This is a genomic window from Cellulomonas sp. NPDC057328 (assembly GCF_042667215.1).
In the GTDB taxonomy this organism is placed as follows: Bacteria; Actinomycetota; Actinomycetes; order Actinomycetales; family Cellulomonadaceae; genus Cellulomonas.
This window is the reverse complement of sequence record NZ_JBHUZW010000002.1, coordinates 1-16,263: the sequence shown is the minus strand read 5'-3', so window position 1 is coordinate 16,263 and position 16,263 is coordinate 1. Positions and strand designations below refer to the sequence as shown.

Sequence of the window (16,263 nt, the reverse complement as noted above, 5' to 3'; positions counted from 1 at the left end):
CGGGCGGGCACCGGGGCCGGACGTAGGCTCACCCGGTGCGTCACCTGCTCGTCGACCTGACCCCCGTCCGGGTCAGCCCGGCGTTCCGGCGCCTGTGGCTCGGGCTGTCGGTGGCGAACCTCGGCGCGCAGCTCACCGTCGTCGCGGTGGGCCTGCAGGTGTACGCGCTCACCGCCTCGACGCTCGCCGTCGGCGTGCTCGGGCTGTGCGCGCTCGTGCCGCTCGTCGTCTTCGGGCTGTACGGCGGCGCGCTCGTCGACCACTACGACCGGCGGACGGTCGCGCTCGTCGCGTCGGTCGTCAGCTGGCTCGCCGTGCTGGTGCTCGTGGGGCAGGCGGTGCTCGGCAACGAGCACGTGGGGCTGCTGTACGCGCTGGTCGCGGTGCAGTCGGCCGCCGGTGCCGTGAACTCGCCGGCGCGGTCGGCAATCATCCCGCGGCTGCTCGAGCCGCGGCTCATGCCCGCCGCGAACGCGCTGCAGACCATCGGGTGGAACACGGCGCTCACCATCGGCCCGCTCGCCGGGTCCGTGCTCGTCGCGTCCGTCGGGTACGCGTGGGCGTACGCGGTCGACGCCGTCCTGTTCACGTTCGCCCTCGCGGCGCTGCTGCGCCTGCCGCCCGTCCCGCCGGAGCCGTCCGCGACCCGCCGCGCACGCCTCGGGCTCGGCTCGGTCGTCGACGGGCTGCGCTACCTCGGCACGCAGCCGAACGTGCGCATGACCTTCCTCGTCGACATCGTCGCCATGGTCACCGCCATGCCGCGCGCGCTCTTCCCGGCCGTGGGCGTGCTGTACCTGGGCGGCGGCGAGGCCACCACCGGTGCGCTCACGGCCGCCATCGCGGTGGGCGGCATCGTCGCCGGGCTGTTCTCCGGCGGGCTCGCGCGCGTGCGGTGGCAGGGCCGCATCATCGTCGCCGCCATCACCGCGTGGGGCCTGTCGATCGTCGGGTTCGGCGCGGTGCTCGTCGCGGCGGGCCGCACGACGCCCGACCACGTGCTGCCGGTCGCGCTCGTCCTCGCGCTGGCCACGCTCGCGCTCGCGGGCGCGTCCGACACCGTCTCGTCGGTGTTCCGCCAGACGATCCTGCAGACCGCCACCCCCGACGACATGCGCGGGCGCCTGCAGGGCGTGTTCGTCGTCGTGGTCGCGGGCGGGCCGCGGCTCGGCGAGCTCGCGCTCGGCGCCGGGTCGACGCGCGTCGGCGAGGGCTGGGCGGCGGTGGTCGGCGGCATCGCGTGCGTCGTCCTCGTGTGGGTGCTGGTGCGCGCGCAGCGCACGTTCTGGGACTACGACGCGCGGCACCCGACGCCCTGACGACGCCCCGCCCACGCCCGGCCGAACCGGCCCGGCGCACCTCCGTCCGCCGGTAGCGTCCCGCCATGGCCCTGCGCGACGTCGAGCTGGTCGAGGACGAGCCGGAGCGGCCCGTCGTCCCCGCCGGCGAGCCGCCCGCGCGCTCGTGGCTGCGCCGGCACCCCGCGGTGGCGGCCGCGGTCGCGGCGGTGCTCGTGCTCGTCGTCGGCACCGCCGTGGTGCTCGACGTGCGCGCACGCCGGCAGCTGGCCGCGCGCGCCGAGGCCCTGCGGGCCGTGCCCGGGGTGCTGCAGGAGGTCGACCCGGCGCTGCCGGTCGCGACGTCGGTGAGCCGGTCGTGGGACGCCTCCGGGCCGCTGCCCGCCGCGGTGCAGGCCGAGCTGTACGCGGCGGTCGCCGGCGACGTGGGCGTCGTCGGCTCCGCCGCCGTCGGTCCCGGTGACGACGCGACCGAGGGCGTGGTCACCGGCGTCGACGTCCGCACCGGCGAGGAGCGGTGGCGCACGCCCGTGCCGCCCCCGCCGGGCGTGGAGCTGGAGGACACCGCGTCGCTGTGGTGCTCCGGCCCGGACGACGACGTCATGACCGGCCGGCTGGTCGCCGCGGCGGCCGGGACCCCGATCGGCTGCACCGCGCAGTGGTTCCGCGTCGCGGAGGTGGGCGACGAGTACACGCGGACCGTCGTCGCCGCGGTCGAGCTCGACCCGGAGGACGGGAGCGTGCGGTCCCGCCTCGACCTCGGGGAGACGGCGGCCGTGCAGCGGACGGCCGACGGCTGGGTCGTCGCCACCCGGACGGACGGGGTCGCGGTGGAACGGCTCGCCGCGGACGGCACGCCGCGCTGGCGCACGGAGCTCACGCCGTCGCCGACCGAGAGCCCCTGGGCGTGGCTGACGACGCGCGACGCGCGGCTCCTGCTGACGCTCGGCCGGGACGCGTGGGTGCTCGACCTCGAGACCGGCACGGTCCTCGCCGAGCACCGGGACGTCGGCACGGCGTCCGCGTCGCTCCTGCCGGGCGGCGCCGTCGTGCTCGCCGACCCGGACGACGGCGTGTCCGCGACCCTGTACCCGCCGGACGGGCCGCCGGTGCCGCTCGGCGAGGAGGCGCTCGTGCCCCTCGGCGTCGACGACGGCAGCCTGGGCGCGGTCGTGCTCACGTCGTCGGGCGCCGGCGCGCGCGACGGGCTCCCCGTCCCGCACGACGACGGGGTGCGCACCACCCTGCGCCGGGTCGACGGCAGCGCGCTGTGGCGGACGACGGACGTGGACGCGCACTCCGCGCTCGTCGTCGACGGCACCCTCGTGCTGCTCGGGCCCACGCACCTCGCGGTGGTCGACGGGGACGACGGCGAGGTGCGCTGGCGGGTGGCGCTGCCGCACCGGTCGGGCCAGGAGCGGCTCCTCACCGACGGCGCGGTCCTGCTGGTGGGCGCCGGCCGGGCGCTCGACGCGTGGACGTTCGACGGCGCGGCCGCGTGGTCGGCGCACGTGCGGGACGACGGCGACGGCGTGGAGCTGCGCGCCGGTGCCGCCGCGCCGACGCCGACGCCGACCACCGGTTTCCGTGCGTCGTCGTCGGACGAGTTCGTCGGGTGGCTCGCGACGCGGCAGGGCAGGCTCGCGGCGATCGTGTCGTCGTCGTCGACGCAGCGCGAGCACGTGCTCGTGGTCGGGCGCCCCGGCGTCGGCTGACGGGCCGCCCAGCCGGGCACGCGCTCAGCCCAGCACGCGCACGCCGTCGGTCGTGAGCGCGACGAGCCGCCCGGCCCACGGCGCGGCCGACCACACGTCGCGCGGCAGCAGGACGTCGGCCCGCTCGGTGCCGTCCGCCGGGTCGACGGCGACGAGGCCCGGGCGGTCCGCGCCGCCGCCCGCCAGCCGCGGCTCGTACAGCAGCGTCCCGTCGGTCACCGGTCCGTTCGACCACACCCGCGACGCGCGGTCACGCGCCCAGAGCCGAGCGCCCGTGCCGCCGTCGAGCGTCGCGAGCTCGCCGGCCGTCGCCACGTGCACACGTCCGTCGAGCACCGCGACGCCGTTGGGCAGGAGGGCCTCCGTCGTCCAGCGCACCTCGCCCGTGCCCGCGTCGACGGCGTGCACGCGCCCGCCGCCGTGGCTCAACAGGAGGTCGGGCAGCGACCCGTCGTCGGCCGTCACCTCGAGCAGGCGCCCCGGCACGCGCACGTCGCCGTCGGCACGGAGGACGTCCACGTCCTCGCCGCGCGGCACGGCCAGCTCGGCGCGTCCGTCGAGCCGTGGTGTCACGACCACCGCGGACGTGCCGCGCAGCGGACCCCGCAGGACGTGCCCGTCGGCGGGGTCGAGGAGCACGACGGCGCCGTCGCGGTCAGCGACGGCGACGGTCCCGTCGGGGAGCGTCCACGGGGTGTCCGCGCCCACCAGCAGCGTCGAGGTCTCCTGGACGGCGGGCAGCGCGACGTCCCAGACCTGCCGGCCCGACGCGAGGTCGAGCGCCCACGCGCGGGACGTGCCGTCCGCGTCGAGCCCGACCAGCACCACCCGGTCGTCCGTGAGCGCGAAGGCGTGGGCGTGCACCCCGCCCGCCGAGCGCGCGGACAGGTCGGCCTCCACGTCGCCGCTGCCCGCGTCCACCACGACCACGCGGGACACGGTCGCGACGCCCACGTCCGCGCCCACGCCGCCGTCGGGGCGCGGCAGGGTGACGTCGCTGCCGAGGCACACGAGCCGGTCGCCGTCGGCGGCGGCGCAGCGGCTGCCGACACGGAACACCTCCGCGCCGCGCTCCGCCGGCGGCGGCACCAGCGGCAGGACCCAGTGCTCCGCACCGGTCGCGGCGTCGACCGCGGCGACGTCCGTCGCGCCGTCCGGGTGCGTGCGCAGGCCCGCGAACGTCCGCGGGTCGTGCCGGCCGTCGGCGCCGGGCGGCGGGACGGCGGCCGACCACAGCACGCGCAGCTCCGCGGGCGGCGGCACGACGGCGCCGGGGATCTCGCGCACGTGCTCGAGGCGGGCGCGCTCGCGGGCGTCGACGACGGCCTGGGCGGTCCACAGCCCGCCGGCGAGGACGACGACGCCGAGCGCGGTCGCGGCCCAGCGCCGGCGGGACGAGGTGCGGCCCGGTGCGTCGTCGGGGGCGTCGGCGTCCGAGGTGCCGGCGGTCCGGGCGTCCACGCTGCGGTCGGTACCGGTGCCGGCCGTACCGGTGCCGGCCGTCCCGGCATCGCCGGCGCCGCGGCGCACGCGACCTGCGCCCGCACGGCCGTCCTCGGCGCGGTCGTCCGCCGGGTCGTCCTCGTCCAGGTCGACGAGCCGCGTGTCGCGTCCGCGCACCATCGCAGCACGGTACCGCCTGGCCTGCCGGGCGGTCACGGGCCCGGGCGGCGCACGACCGCTCAGCCCACGACCGCTCAGCCCACGACCACTCGGCAGCCGACCGCTCAGCCCACGACCACTCAGCCCACGACGACGATCCCGTCGGCGCCGAGCCCGGCGAGCCCGACGAGCCGCCCGCCGTACGGCGACACCTCGGTCAGCCCCGCCGGCAGCGGCACGCGGGCGCGCTCGGTGCCGTCGGCGGGGTCGAGGCCGACGAGGTCCGCGCCCGGCCCGCCGTCGGGCGTCGCCGTCCGCTCGGCCTCCCACAGCAGGCGCCCGTCGACGAGGGGTGCGGTCGCGGGGGCCGACCCGGCGCGCCCGCGCCGCCAGATCTCGTCCCCCGTGGCCGCGTCGACCGTGACGACGCCCGCCGCGGACTCCAGGTGCACGCGTCCGTCGAGCACGTGCGCGCTGCGCGCGACGCCGGCGTCGACCTGCCACCGGGCGTCGCCCGTCGCCGGGTCGAGCGCCCGCACGCCCGCCCTGTCGCGCGCGAGGACGAGGTCGCCCGCCGAGCCGTCGTCCACCAGCACGGGCACGTGCGCGCCCGGGAACGTGAGGTCGCCGGTCGCGCGCACGACCGTCGTCGACGCACCGTCGGTGCTGACGAGGTCGGCCGTCCCGCCCGCGCCGACGCCCCACGCCACGCCGCCGGACGTGCGCAGCTGCGGCGACAGCGCCGGCGTGCTGCCGCGCGGGACCTCGCGCAGCACGGTGCCGTCGGCGGGGTCGACGAGCAGGGAGTCGCCCGAGCCGCGGAGCACCACGAGCGTGCCGTCGCGCAGCCGCGCGAGCGTGCCGCCCGGCCCGGCGACCTGCCCGCTGAGGCCGGCCGGGTCGTCCGGCGGCAGCGGCGTGCGCCACGCCTCCGTGCCCGTGACCGGGTCGACCGCCCGCAGGACGCCGTCCCCGCCGGCCTCGGCCGCCAGCAGCACGGCGCGCCCCTCCGCCACGGTGAGGTCGTGCGCGGGCGGACCGTCGGCCGGGTCGGCGGCGTGCTCGGCCACGACCTCGCCCGTCCCCCCGTCGACGACCAGCAGCCGGGACGTCGTCGGCGCGGTGGCGTAGCTGCTCGTGCCCTCCCAGACGGTGTAGGCGTCGGACGCCACGCACACGACCCGGTCCGTGCCGACGGCCGGCAGCGCCGCGCACGCGACGCCGGACGGCGTCGACGACCCGCCGAGCGGCCCGGCCGCCGGCACCAGCGGCACCGTCCACGTCTCCTCGCCGGTGCCGCCCGCCACCGCCACGAGCGTCGCCGCCGCGTCGTCCGTGACGCGCACCCCGACCAGCGCGGCCGGGTCGTACCAGCCGTCGACGACGGCCGGCAGGCCGAGCCCGTCCGAGGACGAGGACCACAGCACCTCGAGCGGCGCCTCGACCGGGGCGACCACGCCCGGCACGGTCGCGAGCCGCGCGAGCCGCTCGGCGTCCCGGCGGTCCGCGACCTGCTGCGACACGACCAGACCGGCGGCGACGGCGGCGACGAGCCCGCCCGCGACGAGCACGGTGCGCCGCGACGGCCGCCGCGCCCCCGGGGAGCTCGACGCGGGTGCGTCGTCGGGGCCGGTCGTCGCGCCGCCGCCGCCCACCGGCGCGGCGGCGCGCCCGTCCGGGGCGCTGCCCTCACCCTCCTCGGTGAGCTCGACGTCGCGGGTCACCCGCCTGCGTGCCATGTCGGCACGCTAGCGCCCACCTCCGCGCCGGTGCCCACGCCTGTCGGCCACCGCCTCGCGCCGGGCCGGCGTGCGCCCGCCCGGTGGACGGGTGTTGCGGTGCCGCGATCCCGACGGGCAGCATCGCCACATGGCGATGACGACGACGGCCGGCGATGCCCGCGCGCTCGACGAGGTCGCGGGCATCGGCGCCGCAGCCGGCCTGTTCCGGGCGCTGGGCGACCCGTCGCGGCTCGCGATCCTGCGGCACCTGCTGCTCGGCGAGCACCGGGTCGTCGACCTGACCGGCCACCTCGGCCTCGCGCAGTCGACCGTGTCGAAGCACCTCGCGTGCCTGCGCGGCTGCGGACTCGTCACCTGCCGCGCCGAGGGCCGCGCGTCGTGGTTCGCGCTCACCGAGCCGGACGCGGTCGTCGGCCTCCTCGCCGCGGCCGAGCACCTGCTCGGGCGCACCGGCGACGCCGTGACGCTGTGCCCCGCCGCCGGCGGGGGTACGTCGCGCCCGGCCGGCCGCGGGGACGCGCCGTGACGACCGGCCCGGCCCGCCGGCGCGGCGACGGGCGCCGGCAGGCGCACGGGCACGCGCACACGCACCCGCACGGTGCGGCGACCGCCACCGGCCGGCACCGCGGCCGGCTCGTCGCGGTCCTCGTCCTCACGCTCGCCGTCGTGGGCGTGCAGGTCGTCGGCGGGCTGGTGTCCGGGTCGCTGGCGCTGCTCGCGGACGCCGGCCACATGCTCACCGACGCGAGCGGGCTGGCGATCGCGCTGGTCGCGGCGTCGCTCGCCGCCCGTCCCGCGACGACGACCCGCACCTACGGCATGCAGCGGGCGGAGGTGCTCGCGGCGCTCGTCAACGGCCTGCTGCTCGCGGGCGTCGGCGTGACGGTCGTCGTGGAGGCGGTGCGCCGCTGGGACGACCCGCCGCAGGTCGCGCCGGGCGTCATGCTCGCCGCCGCGGCGGTCGGCGCGGTCGCGAACCTCGTCGGCCTGCTCCTGCTGCGGCGCGGGCAGCGCGCGAGCCTCAACCTGCGCGGCGCGTACCTCGAGGTGCTCGCCGACCTGGCCGGGTCCGTCGCGGTGCTCGTCGCGGGCGTCGTCATCGCCGTCACCGGCTACCAGCGCGCCGACGCCCTCGCGTCCCTGGCGATCGGGGTGCTCGTCGTCCCGCGCGCGTGGTCGCTGCTGCGCGAGGTCGTCGACGTCCTGCTCGAGTCGACGCCGCGCGGCGTCGACCTCGACGAGGTGCGCACGCACATCCGCCGCGTCCCGGGGGTCGTCGACGTGCACGACCTGCACGCGTGGACCATCACGAGCGGCGTCCCGGTGCTGTCCGCGCACGTCGTGGTCGACGACGCCTGCCTCGCGCAGAACCGCTGCGGCGAGGTCCTCGACGCCCTCGGGTCCTGCCTCGGCCGGCACTTCGACACGACGCACTCCACGTTCCAGCTCGAACCGGTCGGGCACTCGGCCCACGAGCCGGCCCACCACGCCTGACGCCGACCACGCCTGACGCCGACCACGCCCGACGCCGACCACGCCCGACGCCCGTGCGGGACGCCCGCCCTACGGGCGCGGCACGTTGCGGAGGTTGGACCGCGCCATCGCCATGACCTCGCCCAGACCGCCGCCGAGCACCTCCTTGCTCATGGCGGCGGTGAAGCCGGCGACCTGCTGCCGCGTGATCTTCGGCGGCAGCGACAGCGCACGCGGGTCGGTGACCAGCTGGACGAGCGCCGGGCCGTCGTCCGCGAACGCCTGCCGCAGCGCACCGCGGATCTCGCGGGGGTCCTCGACGCGCACGGAGGGGATGCCGATCGCCGCGGCGACGCCCGCGTAGTCGACCGCCGGCGAGTCGGTCGCGTACGACGGCAGCCCGTCGACGAGCATCTCGAGCCGCACCATGCCGAGGGACGCGTTGTCGAACAGCACGACCTTCACCGGCAGGTCGTAGTGCTTGATCGTGATGAGCTCGCCCAGCAGCATCGACAGGCCGCCGTCCCCGGCCATCGCCACCACCTGCCGCGGGCCGCCCGCGGTGCCCCGCCCGGCGAGCGCGGCGCCGATCGCGTGCGGCACCGCGTTGGCCATCGACCCGTGCCAGAACGACCCGATGACGCGCCGCCGCCCGTTCGGCGTGAGGTAGCGCGCCGCCCACACGTTGCACATGCCCGTGTCGACCGTGAAGACGGCGTCGTCGGCGGCCTCCTCGTCGAGCACGACGACCGCGTACTCCGGGTGGATCGGCCGGTGCTCCTCGACGTCGTGCGTGTACGCGCCGACCACGCCCGTCATCGCCCGCTCGTGCTTCTCGAGCATCGCGTCGAGGAACCGCCGGTCGCGGCGGCGCGTCAGCAGCGGGAGCAGCGCACGGACCGTCTCGCCGACGTCGCCGACGACGACGAGGTCGTTGCGCGTGCGGCGCCCGAGGTGCGTCGGGTCGACGTCGACCTGCGCGGTGCGCACGTCCGCCGGCAGGAACTGGTCGTACGGGAAGTCGGTGCCGAGCAGGAGCAGCAGGTCGGCACCCTCCATCGCCGCCTGGCACGCGCCGTACCCCAGCAGCCCCGACATGCCGACGTCGTAGGGGTTGTCGACCTGCACGTGCTCCTTGCCGCGCAGCGAGTGCCCGACGGGTGCCTGCAGCGCCTCGGCGAGCGCGAGCACGTCCTCACGCCGGCCCGCGCACCCCGCGCCCGCGAAGATCGTCACCTTCCCCGCGGCGTCGAGCGCCTCCGCGAGCGCGGCGACGGCGCCGGTGTCGGGCACCACGCGCGGTGCCGGCGGCGGCGTGAGCACGTCGACGTCGTCGCCCTCCGCCGGCAGGTCGGCGAGGTCGCCCGGGATCGTGAGGACGGCGACGCCGCGGTCGCCGTACGCGTGGTGGATCGCCGTGCGGAAGACCCGCGCCGCCTGCGTCGGCGTCGACACGAGCTCGCAGTAGACCGAGCACTCCGCGAACAGCCGGTCCGGGTGCGTCTCCTGGAAGAAGCCGGTGCCGACCTGCGCGCTCGGGATGTGCGACGCGATCGCCAGGACCGGCACGCCGGTGCGGTTGGCGTCGTACAGGCCGTTGACGAGATGCAGGTTCCCGGGCCCGGCGGATCCCGCGCAGACGGCGAGCCGCCCCGTGACCTCGGCCTCCGCGGCGGCGGCGAACGCGCCCGCCTCCTCGTGGCGGACGTGCACCCACTCGATGTCGACGCCGTCGGCGTTGGCCCGCCGCACGGCGTCGACCACCGGGTTGAGGCTGTCCCCGACGATCCCGTACACGTGCCGCGCACCCGCGGCGACGATCTGGGCGACGAGCTGGTCGGCGACGGTGCGGCGCGCCACGGCGGACCTCCGGGGACGAGGGGACGGTCCTGCCATCGTCGGGCGGGGCGCGGCGCGCCGCGACCGGGGCGGGTCGGACCGGGCGGCGTCGCGCTGCGAGGTCGGCCGGGCGCGGCCATGCTGGACGAGGCGTCGGGACGACGACGCAGCAGCACCGGCAGCACCCGCACAGCACCGCACCGCGCACAGCCGAGCCCAGCCGACCGCCCGGAGGCCCCCGTGTCCCACACGCGCTCGACCGACACCGACAACACCGCCCTCGCGCTGACCCTCGCGCTCGAGGAGGACCGGCGCCTCGACCCGGCCGTCGCCGCGGCGCACGCCTGGTACGCGCCGCTGCTGTCGCACGACCGCCTGCGCGGCGTCCTCAACGGCGAGCCGATCGGCCACGCGCTGCACCCGCTCATGACCGACCTGCCGCTCGGCCTGTGGATCAGCGCGACCACGCTCGACCTGGTCGGCGGCACGGGCGCGGAGAAGTCCGCCGACCGCCTGCTGGGGCTCGGCGTGCTCGCCGCGATGCCCACGGCGCTCACCGGGGCGGCCGACTGGTTCACGGGGAACACGCGCGTCCAGCGCGTGGGGCTGGTGCACGCCGCGCTGAACGGCGTGGGCCTCGGCATGTACGCCACCGCCTACCTCCTGCGCCGGAAGGGCAGGCGGAAGCTCGGCAAGGCCGTCGTGCTCGCCGCGGGTGCCGTCGTCGGCGTCAGCGGCTACCTCGGCGGGCACATGACGATCGTCCAGGGGTACCCCGAGGGCGGTCTCGCGGACTGAGGCCCGCCGCCCGTCGGGCCGGTCGGCTCAGCCCTCGCCCGGCCGCGGTGCGGCCTGCGACGCGCTCTCGCACGCGGCGACGGTGGCGCCGCCGGTGGCGCTGGTGCTGAGGTCCTCGACGCGGCGCACGTCCTCCGCGGGCGCGGTCGCGCCCGGACGCGGCCGCAGCACGGGCAGCGCGACGAGCGTCGCGACGAGAGCGGCGGCGCCGGACACCACGACGACGAGGAACCCGGCGTGCGCGCCGCCGGCGTCGATGCGCGCGCCGGCGACGGACGAGCCGACCGACACCCCGACGCCGAGCGCGGTGCTCACCCACGTGAGGCCCTCGGTGAGGCGCCCCGCGGGCACGAGCCCCTGCACGAGCGCGTTGCCGTTGACGAGCGACGGCGCGATCGCGAAGCCGACGACGAACATGACGATGGCCAGCACGGCGAGGGACTGCGCGAGGAAGAACGCGCACACGCCGACGGCGAGCGCGATGACCCCGAGGGCGAACCGGCGGTGCAGGGGCGACGTCCAGTGCCGCGCGCCGTACAGCAGACCCGAGAGGAGCGACCCGAGCGCGAACACGGCCAGCACCGGGCCGGCCAACCCCGGCCGCCCCACCTCCTCGGCGAACGCGACGGTGGAGACGTCGGTCGCGCCGAAGATCGCGCCCATGGCGACGAACACGACGACGAGCACCACCATGCCGGGGGAGCGGAGCACGCTCCCGCGCGGCCGCTCGGCGGCGGGCAGGGTGCCGGTGGGGGGCGGCTCGGTGCGGCGCTGCGCGAGGAAGGCGAGGCCGCCGAGCACCATCGCGACGACCGGGACGACGAGGCCGGCGGCGGGCGCGACGGACGTGGCGAGCAGCGTCGCCAGCACGGGCCCGACGACGAACACGAGCTCGTCGAGCGCCGACTCGAGCGAGAAGGCGGTGTGCACGCGCCGCGGGTCGTCGCCGAGCGCGTGCGTCCACCGCGCCCGCACGAGCGCGCCGAACGACCCGATCGTCGCGCCCGCGAGCACGGCCGACACGTACAGCCACACGGGGTGGGCGCGCGACGTCGCGGCCACGACGAGCAGCACGATGCCGGCCGCGGAGACGAGGACGGCGGGCCGCATGACGCGTGCCTGCCCGTGGCGGTCCACCAGCCGCGCGATCTGCGGCGAGCAGACGGCCTGCGCGACGACGAAGACGGCGGACACCCGGCCGGCCAGCCCGTACGACCCGTACAGGGCCTCGACCATGAGCACGATGCCGATGCCCACCATCGACATGGGCAGGCGTGCGACCACACCGGTGGACGAGAACCCGAGTGCGCCGGGGCGCGCGAGGACGTCGCGGTAGGTCTGCAGCACGCGTCCACTCTCGCACCCGGCGCCGACACGGTGCGCACCGGCCGCGACGTGCGGGGGCGCGCCGGCTCGGCCATGATCGCGGCATGACCGATGTCGTCGTGACGGACGTGACCGACACGCAGCGCTTCGAGGGCCGCACGCCCGACGGGGAGCTGCTCGGCGTCGTGGCGTACGAGCGGCGGGGGGACGACGTCGTCCTCACCCACACCGAGGTGGACCCGGACGCGGAGGGCCACGGGATCGGCACGGCCCTGGTCCGGCAGACGCTCGACGCGCTGCGTGCGCAGGGCAGCCGGGTGGTGCCGCAGTGCCCGTTCGTGCGGGCCTTCGTCGAGTCGCACGACGAGTACGGCGACATGGTGATCGATCGCTGATCGTTAAGCAGTCATGGCGGGCGCCTCGAAAGGCTGAGACGTCCGTCACCCCGGCGTGCGCCATTCGTGCAATCTGGACAATCGTACTGGTGTGCCGCTGACCTGCGCGATGACCACATCTGTCCCGGTTGACGTGGACAAATGTCCGATACGGTCGTTGACCAAACCATGACTTATACGAATTTGTGATCACTCGTTCGGGCGTGCATCCTCGAACCACCGACGAGACGGCGACGCACCCAGCGGCGCACGGCACCGCGGCGAGGAAGGACCGGTCGCCGGTCGCCCGCCCACCTCCTCGGCCCCCCGCGGCGCACGCCGCACACGTCCAGACGCCTGGCCGCTACCAGCGGGCCGCGCGTCCAGCGGCTGCGCCGACGACGCCCCAGCCGAACCCGCGATCCGCCCGGTTCTCCAGGAGCTTCGACTTGTTCATCTTCATCCTGCAGATGCGGCACATGATCGAGGGCCCCCACCACGAGGTCTACCTCTTCGCGGTGTTCTCGGCTCTCGTCTGGGCCCTCTGGATCCTCAAGGTGGTGCTGTCCCGGCGCTACCGCCCCGTGACCGCGCCCTACGACGTCACGACGTCGGTCGTCATCCCCGTCGTCGACGAGCCGCTCGACCTGTTCCGCGACGTGCTCCGGCGCATCGTGGACCAGGAGCCCGACGAGATCATCGTCGTCATCAACGGCGCCCCGAACCCGGGCCTCGAGTCGGTCTGCGACGAGTTCGGCCCGGTCGTGCAGCACGTGCACACGCCGATCCCCGGCAAGCGCAACGCCGTCAAGATCGGCACCGAGATGTCGCGCGGCGAGATCACGGTCCTCGTCGACTCCGACACCGTGTGGACCGACGGCACGCTGCCCGAGCTGGTCAAGCCGTTCGCGGACTCGTCGGTCGGCGGCGTCACCACCCGCCAGCGCATCCTCGAGCCCGAGCGCTCCTGGATCACCCGCTGGGCGGACTGGCTCGAGAACACGCGCGCCCTCTACTCGATGCCCGCGCAGTCGGTGCTCGGCCAGATCGGCTGCCTGCCCGGCCGCACGATCGCGTTCCGCCGCCGCATCCTCATGCAGGTCATGGACAAGTTCATGCACGAGAAGTTCCTCGGCGTGTTCCTCGAGGTCTCCGACGACCGCACCCTGACGAACCTCACGCTGAAGGCCGGCTACCGCACGGTCTACCAGTACACGAGCCTCGTCTACACCGACGCCCCGCTGCAGGTGAAGAAGCTCTTCAAGCAGCAGCTGCGCTGGTCGCGCGGCTCGCAGTACAACACGCTGCGCATGCTGCCCTGGATGCTCGGCCACGCGCCGGTCCTCGCGATCTTCTTCCTGACCGACATCATCCTGCCGTTCCTGCTCTTCGGGACGCTGGCGGGCTGGGTCTACCGGGCCGTGTCCGGCACGGGCGTGAACCTCTACCAGGCGATCCTCACCGGCAGCGCCGGCCTGCACGGCTGGGCGTGGGTCGTCGGCCTGATGATCGTGTCCTCGGTGCTGTCGATGGCGATCCGCCAGATCCGGCACCTGCAGGAGAAGCCGTCCGACTTCTTCCGCCTGCCCGTCTTCATCATCGTCTCGACGCTGTTCCTCATGCCGATCCGGCTCATCGGGTTCTTCCGCATGGCCCACGTGGCCGGCTGGGGCACCCGGGCCGGCGCGTACACCGCGGGCCAGGAGGACACCGTCGGTGACGACCCGCTGGCCGAGCTGGAGAGCACCTCCGGCGACGCCCCGGTCGACCTGGTCGACCGCGACCGCGGCCCGGCCACCGGCACCCCCGCCGGCGGCACGCCGGTCACCGTGGGCGGCCCCGGCACGTCCGGTGACGGCCGCCTCGCGCTGCGCAGCACGACCAGCCAGCGCACCCGGACGCGCGAGGTCGCCCCGACCCGCCGCCGGCACAACCCCCTGGCCCTCGTCCCCTACGCGATCGGGATCGTGATGTTCGCACTCATGGCGGTGTTCTATGTCTGAGCGCACCGGCAAGCACTGGTGGACCATGACCGGCCGGCTGGGCTTCGCGGCCCGGCTCGGCGCCCTCGTCACCGCGCTCGCGCTCGGTGCCGTCACCGGGATCGTCTGGCTGAGCCCCTCGGGCGCGACGCCGGGCACCCCCAAGACCCAGGCCGAGCTCGAGCTCGAGCGCCAGGTCGCCGACCTCGAGGCGGTCCTCGCTGACCGCGAGGACGAGCTCTCCGCGATCGAGCGCGGGCAGGCGAAGGCCCGCGCCGAGCGCTCCGCCGCCGCGGAGCGCGGCAAGGAGAAGGCCGCGCAGGAGCGCGAGGCGGCTGCGGCCGCCGGCCGTGAGAAGGCGGCCGCCGAGCGTGCCGCCGCGGCGCAGTCCGGCCGCGACAAGGCCGCCAAGGAGCGCGCCGCCGCCGCGGCCCGCGGTCAGCAGAAGGCCGCCCTCGAGCGTCGGCTCGCCGCCGCGCGGGGCGCCGCCGAGGGTGCGGCGATCCGTGAGTCCGTGGCCCGTCAGGCCGCCGACGCGGCGGCCGCCGCCAAGGCCGCCCGCGAGGCCGCGAACCAGCCGGTGAAGCCGACCGCGCCGTCGCTCGCGAGCCTGCTCCAGCCGGAGGACCGCTACTTCGGCCTCTACACCGCGCAGTCCCCGTTCAACTGGGCCGAGGTCGACGACGTGGCCGGGCAGGTCGGCGTCGAGCCGCACATGGCCGGCTACTTCCAGGGCTGGGACACCCCGTTCCGTCCGGACGCGGTCACGCGGTCGTGGGAGAAGGGCATGCTGCCGCTGCTGACGTGGGAGTCGCGTCCCATGACCGCAGCCAACAACGAGGTCGAGGACCCGGCGTACTCGCTGCCCCGGATCATCGACGGCGCGTACGACGAGTACCTGCACCAGTACGCCCGCGAGATCGCGGACCTGGGCCTGCCCATGGCCATCCGCCTCAACCACGAGATGAACGGGTCCTGGTACCCGTGGGCCGAGCAGGGCAGCAAGGGCGTCGCCATCAACGGCAACCGTCCCGGCGACTTCGTCAGGATGTGGCGCCACGTGCACGACATCTTCGAGGCGGAGGGCGCGAACGCCCACGTCATCTGGGTGTGGGCGCCGAACATCGTCAACAACCTGCCGGCCGTCAACAAGCCGCTGGAGTACACGCGGAGCCTGTACCCGGGCGACGAGTACGTCGACTGGGTCGGCATGTCGGGCTACTACCGCCCGCCGTACGCCGAGGGCCAGACGCCGACGTTCGACTGGACGTTCGGTGCGACGCTCGGTCAGCTGCGCGCGATCACCTCGAAGCCGGTCCTCCTCGCGGAGATCGGCGCGTCCGAGAGCGGCGGCGACAAGCCGGCGTGGGTCACCGACCTGTTCGACGCGCTGGCCCGGCCGGAGAACAACGACGTCGTGGGCCTCGCCTGGTTCCACCACTCGGTGACGACGATCAGCGGCGGCGAGCGCGTCACCAACGACTGGCGGATCACGTCCCGCGCCGACTCGCTCCAGGCGTTCGTCGACGGGATCCACGACCCCGCGGCGGGCTTCGTGCCGGGGACGGCCGCGTTCTCCGCGGCCGCCACGGCCGCCACCCTGGCGGCCCCGGCCCCGGCCCCGGCCGCGGCTCCCGCACCGGCGGCCGAGCCGGCACCGGCGCAGGCCCCCGCGACCGAGGCGCCCGCCGCCCCGGTGCAGGGCCCGCCGACGCCCACGCCGGCACCGGCCCCGACGGCACCGGCCCCGACGACGCCCGCCCCGGCGGCGACGTCGGGCCCGGCCACCCCGACCCGCACGGACGGTCCGGCCCCCACGCCGCGCCCGACCGTGACGCGCACCCGATGACCGCCCCTCGCACCCCCGGCGCCGGCGCGCCCACCGCGCCCGCCCCCCTCGACACAGACACACGGAGCACGCACATGGCCGCGACGAAGGCCCCCCGCACGACCCCCAGCCCGACGGTCGAGGCCGCCGGCACCGCCCCCGCCGCCCCGCTGCGCATCACGGTCCTCGGGACCGGGTACCTCGGTGCGACCCACGCGGTCGCGATGGCCGAGCTGGGTTTCGACGTGACCGGTGTGGACACCGACCAGTCGAAGGTGGACGCCCT

12 protein-coding genes and 1 pseudogene are annotated in these 16,263 nt (G+C 76.3%); 9 read left to right on the top strand and 4 right to left on the bottom strand.

Annotated elements, in window-relative coordinates:
- Positions 1 to 35: 35 nt before the first annotated feature.
- Positions 36 to 1,319 carry an MFS transporter gene (locus ACFUMH_RS00715; RefSeq protein ID WP_378198800.1) on the top strand — a complete coding sequence of 428 codons (1,284 nt, stop codon included), beginning with the start codon at positions 36 to 38 and terminating at the stop codon, positions 1,317 to 1,319.
- A gap of 65 nt (positions 1,320 to 1,384) precedes the next feature.
- Positions 1,385 to 3,013: a PQQ-binding-like beta-propeller repeat protein gene (locus tag ACFUMH_RS00710; protein ID WP_378198798.1), complete on the top strand. Its 1,629-nt coding sequence runs from the start codon at positions 1,385 to 1,387 to the stop codon at positions 3,011 to 3,013.
- 24 nt (positions 3,014 to 3,037) lie between these two features.
- On the opposite strand, the gene ACFUMH_RS00705 is transcribed toward ACFUMH_RS00710, so the two are convergent.
- Both ACFUMH_RS00705 and ACFUMH_RS00700 read right to left on the bottom strand, forming a co-directional pair.
- Entirely contained in the window at positions 3,038 to 4,636 is a 1,599-nt protein-coding gene (locus ACFUMH_RS00705) for a PQQ-binding-like beta-propeller repeat protein (RefSeq protein WP_378198795.1), read from the bottom strand.
- A gap of 119 nt (positions 4,637 to 4,755) precedes the next feature.
- The gene (locus ACFUMH_RS00700; RefSeq protein ID WP_378198792.1) at positions 4,756 to 6,354 is read right to left on the bottom strand and encodes a PQQ-binding-like beta-propeller repeat protein; all 1,599 of its coding nucleotides are present in this window, start codon (positions 6,352 to 6,354) and stop codon (positions 4,756 to 4,758) included.
- Between the two features lie 130 nt (positions 6,355 to 6,484).
- Here ACFUMH_RS00700 and ACFUMH_RS00695 point away from each other — a divergent pair, with 130 nt between their 5' ends.
- Together ACFUMH_RS00695 and ACFUMH_RS00690 are read left to right on the top strand one after the other, a co-directional pair.
- A complete protein-coding gene (locus ACFUMH_RS00695) occupies positions 6,485 to 6,883 on the top strand; it encodes an ArsR/SmtB family transcription factor (RefSeq protein WP_378198789.1) in 399 nt (132 codons plus the stop codon).
- Entirely contained in the window at positions 6,880 to 7,851 is a 972-nt protein-coding gene (locus ACFUMH_RS00690) for a cation diffusion facilitator family transporter (RefSeq protein WP_378198786.1), read from the top strand. Before ACFUMH_RS00695 ends, ACFUMH_RS00690 begins: the two co-directional genes overlap by 4 nt.
- A gap of 69 nt (positions 7,852 to 7,920) precedes the next feature.
- Here ACFUMH_RS00690 and ACFUMH_RS00685 read toward each other — a convergent pair whose 3' ends face one another.
- Positions 7,921 to 9,726, bottom strand: coding sequence for a pyruvate dehydrogenase (locus tag ACFUMH_RS00685; protein WP_378198783.1), 1,806 nt, complete (start codon positions 9,724 to 9,726; stop codon positions 7,921 to 7,923).
- A 183-nt stretch (positions 9,727 to 9,909) separates the two neighbouring features.
- Here ACFUMH_RS00685 and ACFUMH_RS00680 point away from each other — a divergent pair, with 183 nt between their 5' ends.
- Positions 9,910 to 10,467, top strand: a complete 558-nt coding sequence (locus tag ACFUMH_RS00680; RefSeq protein WP_378198780.1) for a DUF2231 domain-containing protein — start codon at positions 9,910 to 9,912, stop codon at positions 10,465 to 10,467.
- A gap of 27 nt (positions 10,468 to 10,494) precedes the next feature.
- Here the strand turns inward: ACFUMH_RS00680 and ACFUMH_RS00675 are convergent, their stop codons facing one another.
- Complete coding sequence (locus ACFUMH_RS00675) at positions 10,495 to 11,814, bottom strand: MFS transporter (RefSeq protein WP_378198777.1); 1,320 nt, start codon at positions 11,812 to 11,814, stop codon at positions 10,495 to 10,497.
- Between the two features lie 83 nt (positions 11,815 to 11,897).
- Here ACFUMH_RS00675 and ACFUMH_RS00670 point away from each other — a divergent pair, with 83 nt between their 5' ends.
- The 4 genes and pseudogenes from ACFUMH_RS00670 to ACFUMH_RS00655 all read left to right on the top strand — a co-directional run.
- On the top strand, positions 11,898 to 12,188 hold the full coding sequence (locus ACFUMH_RS00670) for a GNAT family N-acetyltransferase (RefSeq protein WP_378198774.1): 291 nt from the start codon (positions 11,898 to 11,900) through the stop codon (positions 12,186 to 12,188).
- Between the two features lie 428 nt (positions 12,189 to 12,616).
- Positions 12,617 to 14,170 carry a glycosyltransferase family 2 protein gene (locus ACFUMH_RS00665; protein ID WP_378198771.1) on the top strand — a complete coding sequence of 518 codons (1,554 nt, stop codon included), beginning with the start codon at positions 12,617 to 12,619 and terminating at the stop codon, positions 14,168 to 14,170.
- Entirely contained in the window at positions 14,163 to 15,998 is a 1,836-nt protein-coding gene (locus tag ACFUMH_RS00660) for a glycoside hydrolase family 26 protein (protein WP_378198767.1), read from the top strand. Before ACFUMH_RS00665 ends, ACFUMH_RS00660 begins: the two co-directional genes overlap by 8 nt.
- A 74-nt stretch (positions 15,999 to 16,072) precedes the next feature.
- Positions 16,073 to 16,263: pseudogene (locus ACFUMH_RS00655) on the top strand (hypothetical protein); the annotation flags it as partial.